Below are 16,359 nucleotides of genomic sequence, written 5' to 3'. Positions count from 1 at the left end.
CCAGGTCATCATTACTCACGGTGGTAAGGGTGGTTAGTCGTAATGCTCCACGCACGATACAGGCTCTCAGCCACCAGCACGCGAACTAACGGGTGAGGCAACGTGAGCGTGGAAAGGGACCAACTCTGTTCCGCTGCCGCTTTGCAGGCCGGAGAGAGACCTTCCGGGCCGCCAATGAGTAAACTGACGTCCCGGCCATCCTGCTTCCAGCGTTCCAGTTCTCGCGCCAGCTGCGGCGTATCCCAGGGCTTACCGGGAATATCCAGGGTCACGATACGGTTCTTGCCTGCGGCCGCCAGCATCATTTCGCCCTCTTTTTCGAGGATGCGTTTGATATCGGCATTTTTTCCGCGCTTACCGGCAGGGATCTCTACCAGTTCGAACGGCATATCTTTTGGAAAACGGCGCAGATATTCGCTAAAGCCGGTCTGAACCCAGTCCGGCATTTTGGTGCCAACGGCCACCAATTGTAGCTTCACGCATTAACTCCAGAGTTTTTCCAGCTCGTACAGACGACGGCTCTCTTCCTGCATGACGTGAACCATCACGTCGCCCAGATCGACCACGATCCAGTCGGCGGCGGCTTCACCTTCAACGCCCAGCGGCAACATCCCGGCGGCGCGGGATTCCTGCACCACATGGTCGGCGATGGACATCACGTGGCGCGTAGACGTGCCGGTGCAAATAATCATGCAATCGGTGATGCTGGATTTGCCATGTACATCAATGGCGACGATGTCCTGACCTTTCAGGTCATCAATTTTGTCGATAACAAAATCCTGGAGTGCTTTACCCTGCAAGTGTTCCCCCTGGGTGCGTGAAGAGTGATAACAATAACGAGCCTGACAGTATACCCGAAGTCATGGCAATGTCGGGAGAAAAGTCAGCTTTCAGCCCTTGAAAGCGGGCTATCATCCCATCCCTTGCCGACGAATGCATCGCCATTTTTGTAAAACAATTTCTGTAAGATGCGTATAGCGGGTGTAGCCTGGCTGCGGAGAATAGCAGCCTGCTCGGGGCTGTCAATGGGCGGTCATGAATTCTTATTCCGCGCGCCACTGCGCCTGGCTATTTAATACCCGCAGGGTTGTAAAATCGTCGCGTCGTTCGATAAGGCTCCAGCAGCCGTGGGCGAGGGGAAAATGCCACATTGCTGAGGCAGGCATCTGCAATAAGAGTGCGATTAACAGGCTTAAAGCGCCCTGGTGGCCGACGATCAGCAGGTTATCCCGCGGCTGATATTGCCCGAGGGTGGCGACAAAAGCCGCGATACGCTGCGCGAAGGCCTGGAAGCTTTCGCCGTTGGTCGGCGCGGCGTTCTGCCAGTCTTTGCACCATGCGGCGTAGTTCTGCGGATCTTCTTTTTGCAGATCGCGATGGTGGCGCATTTCCCAATCGCCAAAAAACATCTCATTCAACGAAGGAATCACTTGCCGTGGGATTAGCCGACCAGCGAGCACCAGGTCGGCGGTATGCTGGGTTCTCTCCAGCTCGCTGCACAATACCAGCTCGAAAGGTACCTCCCGCAGACAGTCACCCAGCGAGCGCGCCTGCTGGATACCGCGTTCGGTGAGCGGGGTGGGAGCGTGACCGCTATACAGCCCGTCGACGTTAGCCTGCGTTTCGCCGTGGCGAACCAGCCATAATTTCATGATGCACTCCGTGGAAATCGCGTAGCGTAACGATATCCCCGCAGCGGGTTCTCAGCAATAGAGCTTCTGCTGGTGAATGTAGTCCAGCACGGCCGCGGGCAGCATATCGGCGCAGGAGACCCCCTGCTGCAGACGCTGACGAATCAGCGTGGCGGAAATATCGAACCACGGCGTTTCCGCCAGATAGATAGCGCCGGCGGGGCGGTTATGTAACAGCTCGATATCGTGGGTGAGATGTTTATCAAGCCATTGCTGATCTTCTTCGCGCTTCATCGCCAGTGGATATCCCGGACGACGGCAGACGATCAGATGGGCGTTATCGAGGATCGTGGCGTAGTTATGCCAGGTGGGGAAGGTCAACAGCGAATCCTGACCAATAATAAACGCCAGCGGTCGTTCGGGACCCTGTTCCTGTCGCCACTCCTGCAACGTTTGCGCCGTCCAGGACAGGGTATCGCGCCGCAGCTCGCGCTCATCGAGGACAAACAGCGGTTTATCCGCTATCGCCAGCTCGAGCATATGTACGCGCTGGGCGCTGGTGGCCTCCGGCTGCGGACGATGCGGCGGGACGTTATTGGGGACGATGATCACCCGGTTAAGACCGATCTGGTTCGCCAGAATTTCTACCGGCTTCAGGTGGCCATAATGCACCGGATCGAAGGTGCCGCCGTACATCGCCTGCAACTGAGTCATATCAACCATCAATGAAAACGTCCGCCAGTGCTTTATGGCAGAGCAGTAACGAAAGACTTTCCAGCTCGGGCCATATTGACTGGCCATAATCTTGTTTGAAGGTGAGCTCGGCGCGGGTTAATAACGTGACGGCCTGGCGCAGTTGCTCGGCGCTGAGGCGCGTGAGCGCGTCGCCAACCAGTTGACGGCGGTTCTGCCAGACCCGGTGTTTATCAAACAGCGTACGCAGCGGCGTATGCGCCGACTGGCGCTTCAGGTTCACCAGCAGCAGCAGTTCGCGCTGCAGCGTGCGCAGCAAAATGGCGGGTTCGCAGCCTTCAAGGCGCAGTTGCTGCAGGACGTGCAGTACGCGCTTGCTCTTGCCGGCCAGCAGGGCATCGACCCAGTGATATGGCGTGAAGTGGGCGGCATCATTCACCGCCTGCTCAACGCGAGGCAACGTCAGCTTGCCGTCAGGCCACAGCAGCGAGAGTCGCTCCAGCGCCTGCGCTAACGCCAGCAGATTACCTTCATAGCAGTAGCACAGCAGTTGGCTGGCGGCTTCATCTAATTGCAGCTTGTTCTGCTTAGCGCGGGCGGCCAGCCAGCGCGGTAGCTGCGCATATTCCGGCGTCTGACAGCTGACCTGTACGGCGCGGCTGGCAAGCGCGGTTACCCATGCTGCGTTTTCCTGGGCTTTGGTAAGCTTATTGCCGCGGACAATCAGCAGCAGATCTTCATGCAGCATACCGACCAGCGTGGCTAGCTGTTCGTTAATCGCCGCATTCGGACCGTTTTCCGGCAGAATAAGCAGAAGCGTCTGGCGGCTGGAAAAGAGGCTCAGCGCCTGACTTAAGGAGAAAAGGGCGGGCCAGTCGGTGCTGGCATCGATGGTCGCGGTGTGATGTTCGGTAAAGCCCTGGGCGGCCGCGGCTTCGCGGATGGCATCCTGGCTTTCCTGTAACAACAGCGGATCGTTACCAAGCAATAAATACGTCGCGCGCAGCCCTTCAGTGAGCTGCGCGCGGAGTTGTTCCGGGTACAACCGAATCATCAGTTACCCAGCGTAGTGGAAACGCGGTTGCCGGAGGTCGAGGCGGCCGGGGTTCCAGACACCGGTTGCTCAGCCTCTTTGGTGGCTTCGACATCCGCAACATGCACGCTCGGCAATTTGCGGATCAGCTGTTCCGCGGCCTTGTCGTACATCTCACGAACAATCATGTCCTGCTCGGCATCTTTCGCCAGCGCCGCCTGCGGGTTATCGAAGAATGAACGATAAACCTTGGTATTGATCGGGTAAATGTCATGACCCGGGATCAATACGGTGGCGTTAACGGTCAGCACCATCTGGTATTCAGCAGTACGACCATCCTGGAAAATGGATGCCGTATCTTTCTGAATGGATGAGTTACCAAGACGCAGGGACGGAACGTCCTTACGCAGCGTATCGGCATCGATCAGCTCAACGCCATTCAGACGCAGCTGATTACGTACCGCACGGCTTAACGGACCGTTCGGATCGCTTGACTGGAAAATCATAGTTTTCATTGTGGTTGGAACCTGCGTATTGCTACGCAGATGCCAGCCGCAACCGGCGGTGATTAACACCGCCAGAGATAACAGCATTGTTGCCAGATATCGCACGCTTCCTCCCGCGCTTAGCCAACGACCAGATTGAGCAGTTTGCCCGGAACGTAAATCACTTTACGTACGGTCACGCCTTCAAGGTATTTTGCGACCAGATGTTCCTGGCCTGCACGTTCACGAACCTGCTCCTCGGTTGCATCTACCGCAACGGTAATTTTACCACGAACTTTACCGTTTACCTGGACGACGACCAGAGTCGTGTTTTCAACCATTGCACTTTCGTCCGCTACCGGCCACGGCGCGTTGTCGATATCGCCTTCGCCGCCCAGTTCTTGCCACAGGGTGAAGCAGGCATGCGGAGTGAACGGGTTGAGCATACGTACGACTGCCAGCAGAGCCTCACGCATCAGCGCGCGATCCTGCTCGCCTTCCTGCGGCGCTTTCGCCAGTTTGTTCATCAGCTCCATCACCGCGGCAATGGCGGTATTGAAGGTCTGACGACGGCCGATATCATCGGTCACTTTGGCAATCGTTTTGTGCACGTCGCGACGCAGCGCTTGCTGATCTTCGCTGAGGCTTGCCACGTCCAGGGCGACAGCCGGGCCCTGAGAGGTATGCTCGTAAACCAGTTTCCAGACGCGTTTCAGGAAGCGGTTCGCGCCTTCTACGCCGGATTCCTGCCACTCCAGGGTCATTTCCGCCGGAGACGCGAACATCATGAACAGACGTACGGTATCCGCGCCGTAGCGTTCAACCATCACCTGCGGGTCGATACCGTTGTTCTTCGACTTGGACATTTTGCTCATGCCGGTGTACACCAGCTCGCGGCCCTGCGGATCGAAGGCTTTAACGATGCGGCCTTTTTCATCACGCTCAACGGTAGCGTCAATCGGTGATACCCAGTTACGCTCGCCGTTTTCGCCGACGTAGTAGAACGCATCGGCCAGCACCATGCCCTGGCACAGCAGCTGTTTGGCTGGCTCATCGGAGTTCACCATACCGGCATCGCGCATCAGCTTGTGGAAGAAGCGGAAATAGAGCAGGTGCATAATGGCGTGTTCGATACCGCCGATATAGATATCCACCGGCAGCCAGTAGTTCGCGGCATTCGGGTCCAGCATGCCTTTATCGTACTGCGGGCAGGTATAGCGCGCGTAGTACCAGGAAGACTCCATAAAGGTGTCAAAGGTGTCGGTTTCACGCAGCGCCGGCATGCCGTTAACGGTGGTTTTCGCCCACTCCTGGTCGGCTTTGATCGGGCTGGTGATGCCGTCCATGACTACGTCTTCCGGCAGGATTACCGGCAGCTGATCTTCCGGCGTCGGCATCACGGTACCGTCTTCCAGGGTTACCATCGGAATTGGCGCGCCCCAGTAACGCTGGCGGGAAACCCCCCAGTCGCGCAGGCGGTAGTTAACTTTACGCTCGCCAACGCCCATCGCGGCCAATTTATCGGCGATGGCGTTGAAGCCCGCTTCGTAATCCAGGCCGCTAAATTCGCCGGAATTAAACAGCACGCCTTTTTCAGTCAGCGCCTGCTCGGAGAGATCCGGCTCGGAACCATCGGCGGCGAGGATAACCGGCTTGATGTTCAGGCCGTATTTGCTGGCAAACTCGTAGTCGCGCTGGTCGTGACCCGGAACGGCCATCACCGCGCCGGTACCGTACTCCATCAGCACGAAGTTCGCCGCCCATACCGGGATAGCTTCACCGGTCAGCGGGTGAATAGCTTTAAAGCCGGTGTCGACGCCTTTTTTCTCCATTGTCGCCATGTCGGCTTCGGCAACTTTGGTGTTACGGCATTCGTCAATAAAGGCGGCCAGCGCCGGATTGTTAGCCGCAGCCTGCTGGGCCAGCGGGTGACCCGCAGCGACCGCCAGGTAGGTGCAGCCCATAAAGGTATCCGGGCGGGTGGTGTAGACGGTCAGCTTATCGGCGTAGTCGTTGACGTCAAAGGAGATTTCCACCCCTTCAGAGCGGCCGATCCAGTTGCGCTGCATGGTCTTAACGGTGTCTGGCCAGTGGTCCAGATTGTCCAGATCGTTGAGCAGTTCATCGGCATAGGCGGTGATTTTAATAAACCACTGCGGGATTTCTTTACGCTCAACCTTGGTGTCGCAGCGCCAGCAGCAGCCGTCGATAACCTGTTCGTTAGCCAGCACGGTCTGGTCATTCGGACACCAGTTGACCGCGGAGGTTTTCTTGTACACCAGGCCTTTTTTATACAGCTCGGTGAAGAATTTTTGCTCCCAGCGGTAGTATTCCGGGGTGCAGGTCGCAATTTCACGGCTCCAGTCATAGCCGAAGCCCAGCTTTTTCAGCTGGTTTTTCATGTATGCGATGTTGTCGTAGGTCCACGGCGCCGGGGCGGTATTGTTTTTCACCGCCGCGCCTTCCGCAGGCAGACCAAACGCATCCCAACCGATTGGCTGCAGGACGTTTTTGCCCAGCATGCGCTGATAGCGCGCGATGACGTCGCCGATGGTGTAGTTACGCACGTGACCCATGTGTAGTCGACCAGAAGGATAAGGAAGCATCGACAGGCAGTAATACTTCTCTTTGCTCTCGTCTTCAGTTACTTCAAATGTACGATTTTCGTCCCAGTGAAGCTGGACTTTCGATTCTATCTCTTCCGGGCGGTATTGCTCTTGCATGGCAGCCAGTGGTCCTGTTTTCAATACAGCTACAAAATGTAGCCAATGGATGTGTTATTTCAGATCGGCATAGCATAGCCCAAACGTCCACGTCAAAACAGCCTTTCGCACATTAACATCGGCAAAAGCGACGCAGAATTTTTCACGAGTCTGTGGCGCGGCTGGCAAAGCAAACCGCAGATAACGTCTATTATTAGAAGCAGTTAATCACACCGGAGGCGAAATGATGAACAAGGTTGCTCAATATTACCGGGAACTGGTCTCCTCGCTCAGTGAACGGCTGCGCAATGGAGAGCGTGACATTGACGCGCTGGTGAAGCAGGCGAGGGAGAAAATCACCCAGGCAGGCGATCTGACGCAGAGCGAGGTCGAGTCGCTGATCGCGGCGGTAAAGCGCGATTTAGAAGAATTTGCCCGCAGCTATGAAGAGAGTCAGGAAGACGACAGCGACAGCGTATTTATGCGGGTGATCAAAGAGAGTCTGTGGCAGGAGCTTGCCGATATCACCGATAAAACCCAGCTTGAGTGGCGCGAAGTATTTCAGGATCTGAACCACCACGGGGTCTATCACAGCGGTGAAGTGGTAGGTCTTGGCAACCTGGTATGCGAGAAGTGCCACTATCACCTGGCGGTGTATACACCGGACGTATTGCCGCGGTGCCCAAAGTGCGGGCACGATCAGTTCCAGCGTCGGCCATTTGAGCCGTAAACGCTAAAAGCAGCGATGCGCATTGCGCTGCGCATCGCTGAGTCATTACAGAACGGTATTGATTTCCGCAATCTTAAAGTATTGATAACCGCCCATCTCGCTGGCGTATTTATATGAGGAGTTGAGGACCATCTTGTTGGCGCTGATGGTGCCGACATCACAGGTATTAAATTTCAACCAACCGCAGCCGCGACCACTGTTAACAACCTTTTTCGCGGTCATGGTTAAGGTGCCGTTCGCCTGAATTAATGAGTAGTTATAGATATTGCCTTTCAACTGGGTGTCCAGCAGCAGATCGCCGGTGCTGTAAATCGTCCCTTCATTAGTAACATCATAATAAGTTGTCAGAGAGACATTGGCCGCGGTGATAGTACCTGTGTTACTAATCGTGCCATGATCGGTAGTAATATCAGCGGCTTTCATATAACCGTTGTTATTCAGCCAGTAGCTATGCGCGGTAATGGCGTTGGTGGCCTCCATGCGACCACTGGTGCTTTGCGCCAGCGTGCCGTTGGTTTGCATATCAATATTTTCACCGCTAATAGTGCCCAGGTTATAAATCTCACCGGTATTGGTGGTGCTATCCTGCTTCAGCGATTTCACGGCCACTTTACCCGTCGCGCTGATAGTGCCGGTATTTTTAAAATTGGTGCCAATAAAGTTTAACGCAGTGTTTTTACCTTTGATCGTCCCGTCATTGGTGAAATTACCTAACGACGTGGCGGTAATCTGCGCATCGGAAGTGATTTTGGCACCAGCGTTGTTGGTTATCGCTCCGTTGCTGGCGGCTACCAGACTGGACGTCGCGCTAATCGTTCCGCTGTTCTGGATATTGCCGCTGGCATTGAGCACCAGCTGCTTTGTTGAACTGATCGTGCCCTTGCTGCCGTTATTGAGAGCGCCATAGGTAGTAATCATGGTCATATTCTTGGTCGTCAGCGTACCGTTATTAGTGAAATTTCCAGAGGCGGCGATGCTGGTAAGGTAACCATTACTGGCGATGGAGCCATCGTTGGTCAGTAATCCATTGTTGGTGATAGAAAGCGTCGAGTTGGCGGTGATTGACCCTTTGTTACGCACGCCAAAGCCTAAATTGTTACCGACCATACTGATACTGTTGGCTTTGATGCCGCCCAGGCTACTGATATCAATACTGTATACCGGGCTGATCATTTGCAGGACGGTAGCGCTTTTACCTGCGCTAGTCATGGCGCCAGTGCTGTTGTCGAAGGTGAAGTTACCGCCGCCGACCGTGGCGTTACCTGCGTTGACCATGCCATTGATGGCGACGGCGTCAGCCAGCAATGCGGCATAGCTGGTGGAGGCATCCATGCCCTTCTCGCCAATAGTAATTTTGCCATCGGTGATGGTATAGCTGCCGATAGCGCCTTCATCGGTCATATTGACCTGGCCTGTGGTTAATACCGCCTTGTTGGTATTAACGAAACTACAACCAGAGCAGGTAATGCCATTGGGGTTGGCAATCACGACATCGGCTTTTAGTCCGGCGACCTCAATAAAACCATTCAGGGAACTGGCTTTATTTGAGGTGACTTCATTCAGGATCACCGATGCGCCGCCATTAGTCAGATTGTTGTTTTTAGCAATATTGCCAAAAGTCGCATGATTAATATCGCTGTCGCTGTTATTGAGTATTAAACCGTTGCTGCCAACGTTAAATTCACGATACAGGTTGTGCGAAACGCCTGCAGCATTCGGCGCTTCAATATCAACCACCGTTGCGCCTGATAGATGGGTGTAAGTCGACGGATCGGCGTATACCACCGTCGAGCTTAACGCTGCTGCTAAAGCAACATAGGTTAATTTAAACTTAAACATGAATTTATTCCTTTAAATATAGTGAAAAATAGGTTGTGTTAATACTTCCACTTCAATGAGAAACCCATATTGAATGAGTCACTACTAAAGTTATCTGGTTTACTTAGCGGTGTGCCGATGAAAAAATCATATTGTGTTGAGAATATATCACCGCGCAATCCGCTAACGGCACCTGAAATCACTTTTCCTTGCCGATATTGTTCACTGCCGATAATACGACCAATATCTAATCCTAAATAAAATTGCTGTTCCGGGCCGGCGATATCCCAGATGAAATCATTACTCCAGTACCAGCCCTGATTGCCGGAGAGAGTATATTCGCCATCAAATCCACGGACCGTCCAGCGGTTGCCAATATTAAATTGGTTGTCCGAAGAGAGGATGTCCGGGCTATATTGCGCATTAACATGCGGTGCGTAACTAAATTTATCGCCGGTTACATCGAATTTCATCAAAGCCTGCAAGTCGGCGTGCACGACGCGTGAACGCTTGCTGAACAGGCCTGCTTTTTCTTCTGGCGTGGCGACGGAGCTTAGCCATGGAAGGCGGCGTTGTAGCCCCAGACTGGCGGCGACGACTTTTTTATCGAAATAACGTTGCTGGCGTAGCGTCAGCTCCCATGTCGGGTTCTGTTTGCGCATCACCCCGAGCTCCTCACCGCCAAAGTAGTAGCGTGAAGCGCTTTTTGCGATGCGTAAATCCAGCGATGTCTGTTGCTGACGAGTATGCGACAGGAGTCGCGACAGCGTAGCGCTGTAGTAGCGGTTTTTACTTTTATAGTCCGTTTGCGACCAGGCGCCTTTGAACAGCTGTCTATATTGACTCTGCGAACCGTAAAGACTTAATGACCAGTAGCCGAAGGGGATCGAGTAATAAAGACTGCCATTCTGGTTGCCGTCATTATGCTGATTAAATTCAATATCGCCGCCGCCGGAGACATAGAAAATATCGTTGAGCGTGGTGACATCATACAAATAGAGCGCGCCCCCGGCCTGATAGCGGCCGCTGGCGCGGCTGCCAGCATCATCAACCCAGGCACCGACCTGCCACTTTTTATCCAGACGCCGCGTAAGCTGCAGATTGCTTTCCGCCTCCCGCTGTCCCGGCAAGATTTGCATATTCGCTGAACTTCCCGGCAGGCGAAGCAGGTTTTCCATCCCCTGTTCCAGGTCAGAGAGGCGCAGAATATCTCCCTCACGCGCGGGGATATTGTTCCAGATGCTGGTGGTTTGCTCACTTGCGGTTGACCAGAGTATTTCACCGATTTTGCCATAAGCCAGCTCGAGCCTTAATGCCCCTTCCGCCAATGATTGTTCCGGGATGGTCACCAATGAAGTGATATAACCCCGGGCGATTAACTCATTTTGTAATGCCATGGCGAGATGCTGAATGCCGTTAATCCCCAGACAACGATGCAGAGCCTGAGCTGTAAGGTTGTCCAGAAGCTGATGAGTGAGCTTCGGCTCGGCAGAATCGATATAAATATTATTGATGAGCCTGCAGTTTTCTTCCTCCGGAAAGGTGAGCGTTTGTCGGTCGGTATTAATTTGTGAAGCCTGGGCGGCCTGATACTGTGGCGTCAACGCCGCCTGACGCGCTTTATCCTGCTCGTTTTGATTCGTTGTGGCCGAGGCAATGGTGCTGGCAATAGCCTGATGCTGGCATAATAATAAAATTAGTAGGGCGTGAAGCAGATTGTGTTTATTAAACATGAAGCAAGATCCATTTGTTTCATTGAATGGGTGTGTCGTGTTTTTAAGCGCGCAGGTGCATCTTTAGAAAAATTATTTTTATTTAAGCGTAATGTTATGTAGAGAAATTTTCCCAGAAGCCGTTTTTAACGGGGGGGTATGTTAGCTGTGGCGGTAACGCTTAGCTATGCGAAGGAAACTGAATTTTATATGAATTAAACTAATTTAGAATGTGAATTATTGGGCGCGGCGGCTGATTCATTTACTGACTTAATAGAGATAGTCTTAAAATAAACCACTAATATATGTATGCAAATACCGCAGGGAAAGAAGGCGCGCACATGAGGTGCGCGCTGGGATTTTAGTGCAGGATTTTGGCGAGGAAATCTTTCGCGCGTTCTGATTGCGGGTTGGCGAAGAAGGCTTCTTTATCGACATCTTCGACAATTTTACCTTCATCCATAAAGATGACCCGGTTGGCTACTTTACGGGCAAAGCCCATTTCGTGCGTCACTACCATCATGGTCATGCCTTCGTTAGCCAGTTCGACCATGACATCCAGCACTTCGTTGATCATCTCCGGGTCAAGCGCTGAGGTCGGCTCATCGAACAGCATCGCAATCGGATCCATACACAGCGCGCGGGCGATCGCGACACGCTGCTGCTGACCGCCTGAGAGCTGCGCCGGATATTTTTCCGCATGCGCCGCCAGGCCCACGCGCTCCAATAATTTGAGACCCTTTTTACGGGAAGATTCTTTATCGCGATTAAGAACCTTAATTTGCGCCAGCGTCAGATTGTCGATGATCGACAGATGCGGGAACAGTTCAAAGTGCTGGAATACCATGCCGACGCGGGAACGCAATTTAGCAAGATTGGTTTTCTTATCGTTAACCTGAGTGCCATCAACGATAATTTCGCCTTGCTGGACCGGCTCCAGGCCGTTAACGGTTTTAATCAGCGTCGATTTACCGGAGCCAGACGGCCCGCAGACCACGACGACTTCGCCTTTTTTCACTTCGGTGGAGCAATCGGTCAGCACCTGAAAGTGACCATACCATTTTGAAATATTTTTCAGGGTAATCATTACACAGTCCTTTTCTTCAACCAACTGACCAACAGCGATGCGCTGAGACTAAATACAAAATAAACGGCGCCTGCGAACAGGATCATTTCCACCTGGGTTCCGTCGCGCTCGCCAATAGTAGAGGCGGTACGGAAGAAATCAGCCAGACTCAGGACATACACCAGTGAGGTATCCTGGAACAGCACAATCCCCTGGGTTAATAGCAGCGGGACCATCGCGCGGAAGGCCTGCGGCAGGATCACCAGCTTCATCGATTGCCAGTGGGTCATCCCCAGCGCCAGCGCGGCGCTTGATTGACCGCGGGAAATGCTCTGGATACCGGCGCGAATAATTTCCGAATAGTAGGCCGCTTCAAACATCGAAAATGCCACCATTGCCGAAATCAGGCGAATATCGGTTTTCGGCGACAGCCCCAGCACGTTTTGCAGGAATCCGGGAACGATCAGATAGAACCACAGCAGCACCATCACCAGCGGAATCGAGCGGAAAACGTTAACGTAAGTTTTGGCAAACCACGCCAGCGGCAGGAAGCTTGACAGGCGCATCACCGCCAGAATGGTGCCCCAAACGATACCGAAAATAATCGCCGTGACGGTGATTTTCAGCGTAATGACCAATCCTGCCAGCAGGTAGGGCATGGAAGGAACAATTGAACTCCAGTCAAAATCGTACATTATTTGCCTCCCATATTGCCCGGCAGACGAACTTTACGTTCAACCACGTACATCACCAGCATAATGACGGCGTTGATGAAGACATAGGCGAGGGTGATCGCGGTAAACGATTCCCAGGCGTGGGCAGAGTAATCCAGTAACTTGCCGGCCTGCGCCGCCATATCCGCCAGGCCGATGGTGGAAGCGATGGCCGAGTTTTTTACCAGGTTCATCATTTCCGAGGTCATCGGCGGCACGATAACGCGATAGGCGTTCGGCAGCAGCACGTAGCGATAGGTTTGCGGCAGGGTCAGGCCCATCGCCAGGCCGGCATTTTTTTGCCCGCGCGGAAGGGACTGTATCGCGGCGCGGACCTGCTCGCAGACGCGGGCGGCGGTAAACAGCCCGAGGCACAGCATTGAGGAGACAAAGAACTGAATATTGGGATCCAGCTCGGATTTAAACCACATACCGACGTTTTCCGGCAGAAACTCCGGAATAACAAGGTACCAGGTAAAGAACTGCACGATCAGTGGAACGTTACGAAACAGTTCGACGTAACAGGTACCAATCCCGGCTAACCAGCGGTTAGGGACGGTACGCAGAATGCCGAACAGCGAGCCGACAAGGAAAGCGATAATCCAGGCGCTAATCGACAGTGCGACGGTAACCTGAAAGCCGCTCCATAACCAGCCTAAGTAAGTGGTGTTGCCGAACGGGGCGGGTTGCAGGAATATTCCCCAGTTCCAGTCTATTGACATAAATAAACTCCAGAAAAAAAAGGGTAGCAGCGCTACCCTCGAAGATTGTTGCCCTGCTTGTTTCGGTATTCGCGGCGGCTGGGGAACGACCAGCCGCCGTATAGTCTGTCCGTGCGAAGGCAACAATCGGGAGGGCTACTTTGTCGAGCCCCTGTTTTTTTAATTAGTTAAGAGCTTTATCATTCGGTGATTTGAACAGCGCCTTCATGTCGTCGGACAGTTCGAAGTTCAGGTTCAGATTTTTCGGCGGAATCGGGTTCTTGAACCAGGTGTCGAACCATTTTGCCGCTTCGCCGGAGGTCTGCGCCTGGGCGACGGTGTCATCGACCAGCGTTTTGAACGACGCGTCGTCTTTACGCAGCATGCAGCCATAGGCCTCTTTCGATTGCGGCGTACCGACGATTTCCCAGTTATCCGGTTTCTTCGCTTTTGCGCGCTCGCCGGCCAGCAGGGCATCATCCATCATAAAGGCCACCGCGCGGCCGCTTTCCAGAGTACGGAAGGAGTCACCGTGATCTTTCGCGCTGATGATGCGCATGTTCATTTTCTTCTCGTCGTTGAGCTTATGCAGCAGCACTTCCGAGGTGGTACCGGAGGTGACGACCACCGCTTTGTCTTTCAGATCCGGGAAGTCTTTAATCGGGCCGCCTTTTTTCACCAGCAGACGGGTGCCGACGACGAAGATCGTGTCAGAGAAGGCGGCCTGTTTCTGGCGCTCCAGGTTGTTGGTGGTGGAGCCGCACTCGAAATCATAGGTGCCGTTCTGCAGCAGCGGGATACGGTTCTGCGAGGTGACCGGAATCAGCTTCACCTGCAGATCGGGTTTGTTCAGTTTTTTCTTGATGGCTTCAACGATAGCGTTGGAGTAATCCTGAGAGTAACCCACCACTTTCTGTTGGTTATCGTAGTAGGAGAATGGTACGGACGATTCGCGGTGGCCGACGACGATCACCCCGTTTTTGGCGATTTTATCCAGCGTGCTCTGACCTGCGGCCGGGGCGGCATCTTCAGCGTGCGCCAGACCGGCGGTCACTCCCATGACCAGCATTGCGGCGGCCAGTTTACGTAATTGCATATCCAACTCCTTATCCTTAACGCCAGGGACGCTAGTGATACCCATTGTGATTGTGTGTATGTGTTGTTATTCCAGTTAGCTCTGCCGTAAGGCGGCGCTTTCGGGAATCGTCTGCAATCTTAAAGTGCAGTATTTGTATGAGCTTGTTAGCATTTAGTTTGGCTTAATGTAAAGATTTTGATGCGTTATTGTTTATTTTTGCGAAGCACTCCGCACCATTTATGGGCAAAAATGGTTTGTTGCACCAACATGGCGCGAAGTGCGAACGCTTTCGGTGCAACCCCGGTGCAACCGCGGTCAAAATCGTCTACAGGGGGAAATTAAGCAATGGGCGTGCCAGATTGGCGCAAGTGAGCGTAAAGCTGGGAAGAGTCACCGGCGACAAACGCCGCCGGGAGTTGGCCGGGCGGCAGCCCGGCGGAGAAGGTTAGCGACGACGCTGGCGCAGGCTCATCACCAGCGCGGCAAAGCCGAAGAGGGCGGTTAACGCCCACAGCGGCCAGTTGCCGGTACGGGCATACGGCGTCAGGCCGGTGGTTGGCGTGACCTTAGTGGTCAACACCGCGCGGGTAAACTGCGGGATCATGTCCTGAATTTCACCACGCGGGCCGATAACGGCGGTAATACCGTTGTTGGTGCTGCGCAGCAGCGGGCGCGCCAGCTCCAGCGCGCGCATCCGCGCCATCTGGAAGTGCTGCCACGGGCCGATCGATTTACCAAACCACGCATCGTTGGAGATGGTCAGCAGGTAATCGGTATCCGGGCGGAAATTATCGCGGACCTGTTCGCCGAGAATAATTTCGTAGCAAATTGCCGCCGTGAGTTTCAGGTTATGTGCCACCAGCTGCGGCTGCACGTAAGGACCGCGGCTGAACGAGGACATCGGCAAATCGAAGAACGGCGCCAGCGGGCGTAAAATCGACTCCAGCGGCACAAATTCGCCGAACGGCACCAGATGGTTCTTGTTGTAGCGGTTGGTCGAGTCGTAGCTGTACGGATTATCTTTACCCAGCGTAATTATGGTGTTGTAGGTATCGTAGCGGTTTTGTTTATTGAGCCGCGCATCGACAATACCGGTAATCAGCGAGCTATTTTTGGCCCGCATCAGGTCATCAACCATGCTGAGGAAATGCTGCTGATTGATTTCCAGATCCGGGATCGCAGATTCCGGCCAGATAATCAGCTGCGATTTACCCATATGCGGCTGGGTGAGATCGAGGTAGGTTTTCAGGGTATTAACCAGCTGGTTTTCATCCCATTTCATCGCCTGCGGGATATCGCCCTGCACCAGCGAGACTTCCGTCGCGCGTGCCGGCAGCAACTGGTACCACTGAATGTAACGCAGCGGGAAGGGCAGGGCAAACAGCACCGCGGCGATCAGCAGCGGTTTCCAGCTGCGTTGCACAATAGCCAGCGCCAGCAGACCGCTGACCACCATTAACAGAAAGTTTATCGCCTCAACGCCCATCACCGGCGCCAGACCTTTCAGCGGGCCGTCAATCTGGCTATAGCCGAACTGCAGCCACGGGAAACCGGTCAATACCCAGCCGCGGAGAAATTCGGTAATTTGCCAGACCGCAGGCGCGGCGATGGCCAGACGGATCCAGTTGGTTTTCGGCCACAGTTTCGCGAGGAGCCCAGCGAAAAGGCCGGTATACAGCGATAGATAGGCCGCCAGGAGGGCAACGAGGAAAACGTTAACCGGGCCCGGCATGCCGCCGAACTGCGCGATGCTAACGTAAACCCAGTTAATACCGGTGCCGAATAGCCCAAGCCCCCAGAAGTAGCCAATCCAGGCGCTCTGTAGCGGGCGACGGTTAAGAGTGAGCGCCTGCAGACCAAACAGCGAGACGATGGCCGCCGGCCAGAAGTCGTAAGGTGAAAAAGCCAGCGTTCCGCTGGCTCCGAATAACAGCGCCAGCAGCAGACGTACGCGCTGGCGTTCAAGTAAAGAGGCAAATACCATTTAGGTTAATCGT

The 16,359-nt window shown here is 54.0% G+C and carries 15 protein-coding genes; 1 reads left to right on the top strand and 14 read right to left on the bottom strand.

Features of this window, described 5'->3' with window-relative positions; genetic code table 11:
• Nucleotides 1–11: 11 nt before the first annotated feature.
• The 7 genes from rlmH to leuS form a co-directional block, all read right to left on the bottom strand.
• Nucleotides 12–479 (bottom strand): 23S rRNA (pseudouridine(1915)-N(3))-methyltransferase RlmH, encoded by a 468-nt coding sequence (gene rlmH / locus KGA69_RS23495; RefSeq protein WP_015367732.1) that lies wholly within the window; start codon nt 477–479, stop codon nt 12–14.
• A 3-nt stretch (nt 480–482) separates the two neighbouring features.
• Nucleotides 483–800 (bottom strand): ribosome silencing factor, encoded by a 318-nt coding sequence (gene rsfS, locus KGA69_RS23490; protein WP_002894623.1) that lies wholly within the window; start codon nt 798–800, stop codon nt 483–485.
• Nucleotides 801–1,043: 243 nt separating this feature from the next.
• Nucleotides 1,044–1,652 carry an adenosylcobalamin/alpha-ribazole phosphatase gene (locus KGA69_RS23485; RefSeq protein ID WP_213292696.1) on the bottom strand — a complete coding sequence of 203 codons (609 nt, stop codon included), beginning with the start codon at nt 1,650–1,652 and terminating at the stop codon, nt 1,044–1,046.
• 51 nt (nt 1,653–1,703) lie between these two features.
• Complete coding sequence (nadD, locus tag KGA69_RS23480) at nt 1,704–2,354, bottom strand: nicotinate-nucleotide adenylyltransferase (RefSeq protein ID WP_049061570.1); 651 nt, start codon at nt 2,352–2,354, stop codon at nt 1,704–1,706.
• On the bottom strand, nt 2,347–3,378 hold the full coding sequence (gene holA / locus KGA69_RS23475) for a DNA polymerase III subunit delta (protein ID WP_213292695.1): 1,032 nt from the start codon (nt 3,376–3,378) through the stop codon (nt 2,347–2,349). Before holA ends, nadD begins: the two co-directional genes overlap by 8 nt.
• A complete protein-coding gene (gene lptE, locus KGA69_RS23470) occupies nt 3,378–3,968 on the bottom strand; it encodes an LPS assembly lipoprotein LptE (RefSeq protein ID WP_047068301.1) in 591 nt (196 codons plus the stop codon). The genes holA and lptE overlap by 1 nt, the downstream gene beginning before the upstream one ends.
• Nucleotides 3,969–3,982: 14 nt before the next feature.
• Nucleotides 3,983–6,565, bottom strand: a complete 2,583-nt coding sequence (gene leuS / locus KGA69_RS23465) for a leucine--tRNA ligase (protein WP_080986123.1) — start codon at nt 6,563–6,565, stop codon at nt 3,983–3,985.
• Nucleotides 6,566–6,791: 226 nt separating this feature from the next.
• Between leuS and KGA69_RS23460 the strand changes: the two genes are divergently transcribed.
• Nucleotides 6,792–7,274 (top strand): zinc ribbon-containing protein, encoded by a 483-nt coding sequence (locus KGA69_RS23460; protein WP_049061573.1) that lies wholly within the window; start codon nt 6,792–6,794, stop codon nt 7,272–7,274.
• Between the two features lie 45 nt (nt 7,275–7,319).
• On the opposite strand, the gene KGA69_RS23455 is transcribed toward KGA69_RS23460, so the two are convergent.
• The 7 genes from KGA69_RS23455 to lnt form a co-directional block, all read right to left on the bottom strand.
• On the bottom strand, nt 7,320–9,113 hold the full coding sequence (locus tag KGA69_RS23455) for a filamentous hemagglutinin N-terminal domain-containing protein (RefSeq protein ID WP_045392969.1): 1,794 nt from the start codon (nt 9,111–9,113) through the stop codon (nt 7,320–7,322).
• Nucleotides 9,114–9,151: 38 nt separating this feature from the next.
• The gene (locus tag KGA69_RS23450; protein ID WP_213292694.1) at nt 9,152–10,825 is read right to left on the bottom strand and encodes a ShlB/FhaC/HecB family hemolysin secretion/activation protein; all 1,674 of its coding nucleotides are present in this window, start codon (nt 10,823–10,825) and stop codon (nt 9,152–9,154) included.
• Nucleotides 10,826–11,165: 340 nt separating this feature from the next.
• Nucleotides 11,166–11,891 carry an amino acid ABC transporter ATP-binding protein gene (locus KGA69_RS23445; protein ID WP_015367722.1) on the bottom strand — a complete coding sequence of 242 codons (726 nt, stop codon included), beginning with the start codon at nt 11,889–11,891 and terminating at the stop codon, nt 11,166–11,168.
• A complete protein-coding gene (gene gltK, locus KGA69_RS23440; RefSeq protein WP_045381494.1) occupies nt 11,891–12,565 on the bottom strand; it encodes a glutamate/aspartate ABC transporter permease GltK in 675 nt (224 codons plus the stop codon). The genes KGA69_RS23445 and gltK overlap by 1 nt, the downstream gene beginning before the upstream one ends.
• The gene (locus tag KGA69_RS23435) at nt 12,565–13,305 is read right to left on the bottom strand and encodes an amino acid ABC transporter permease (RefSeq protein ID WP_045392974.1); all 741 of its coding nucleotides are present in this window, start codon (nt 13,303–13,305) and stop codon (nt 12,565–12,567) included. Before KGA69_RS23435 ends, gltK begins: the two co-directional genes overlap by 1 nt.
• 163 nt (nt 13,306–13,468) lie before the next feature.
• Complete coding sequence (locus KGA69_RS23430) at nt 13,469–14,380, bottom strand: amino acid ABC transporter substrate-binding protein (RefSeq protein ID WP_015367719.1); 912 nt, start codon at nt 14,378–14,380, stop codon at nt 13,469–13,471.
• A 427-nt stretch (nt 14,381–14,807) separates the two neighbouring features.
• Nucleotides 14,808–16,346 carry an apolipoprotein N-acyltransferase gene (lnt, locus tag KGA69_RS23425; RefSeq protein ID WP_047049272.1) on the bottom strand — a complete coding sequence of 513 codons (1,539 nt, stop codon included), beginning with the start codon at nt 16,344–16,346 and terminating at the stop codon, nt 14,808–14,810.
• Nucleotides 16,347–16,359: the final 13 nt, after the last annotated feature.

Origin of the sequence: Klebsiella sp. A52 (genome assembly GCF_018388785.1) — a bacterium.
In the GTDB taxonomy this organism is placed as follows: Bacteria; Pseudomonadota; Gammaproteobacteria; order Enterobacterales; family Enterobacteriaceae; genus Klebsiella; species Klebsiella aerogenes.
The sequence above is the reverse complement of the archived record's forward strand: the minus strand, read 5'-3'. Positions and strand labels throughout refer to the sequence as shown.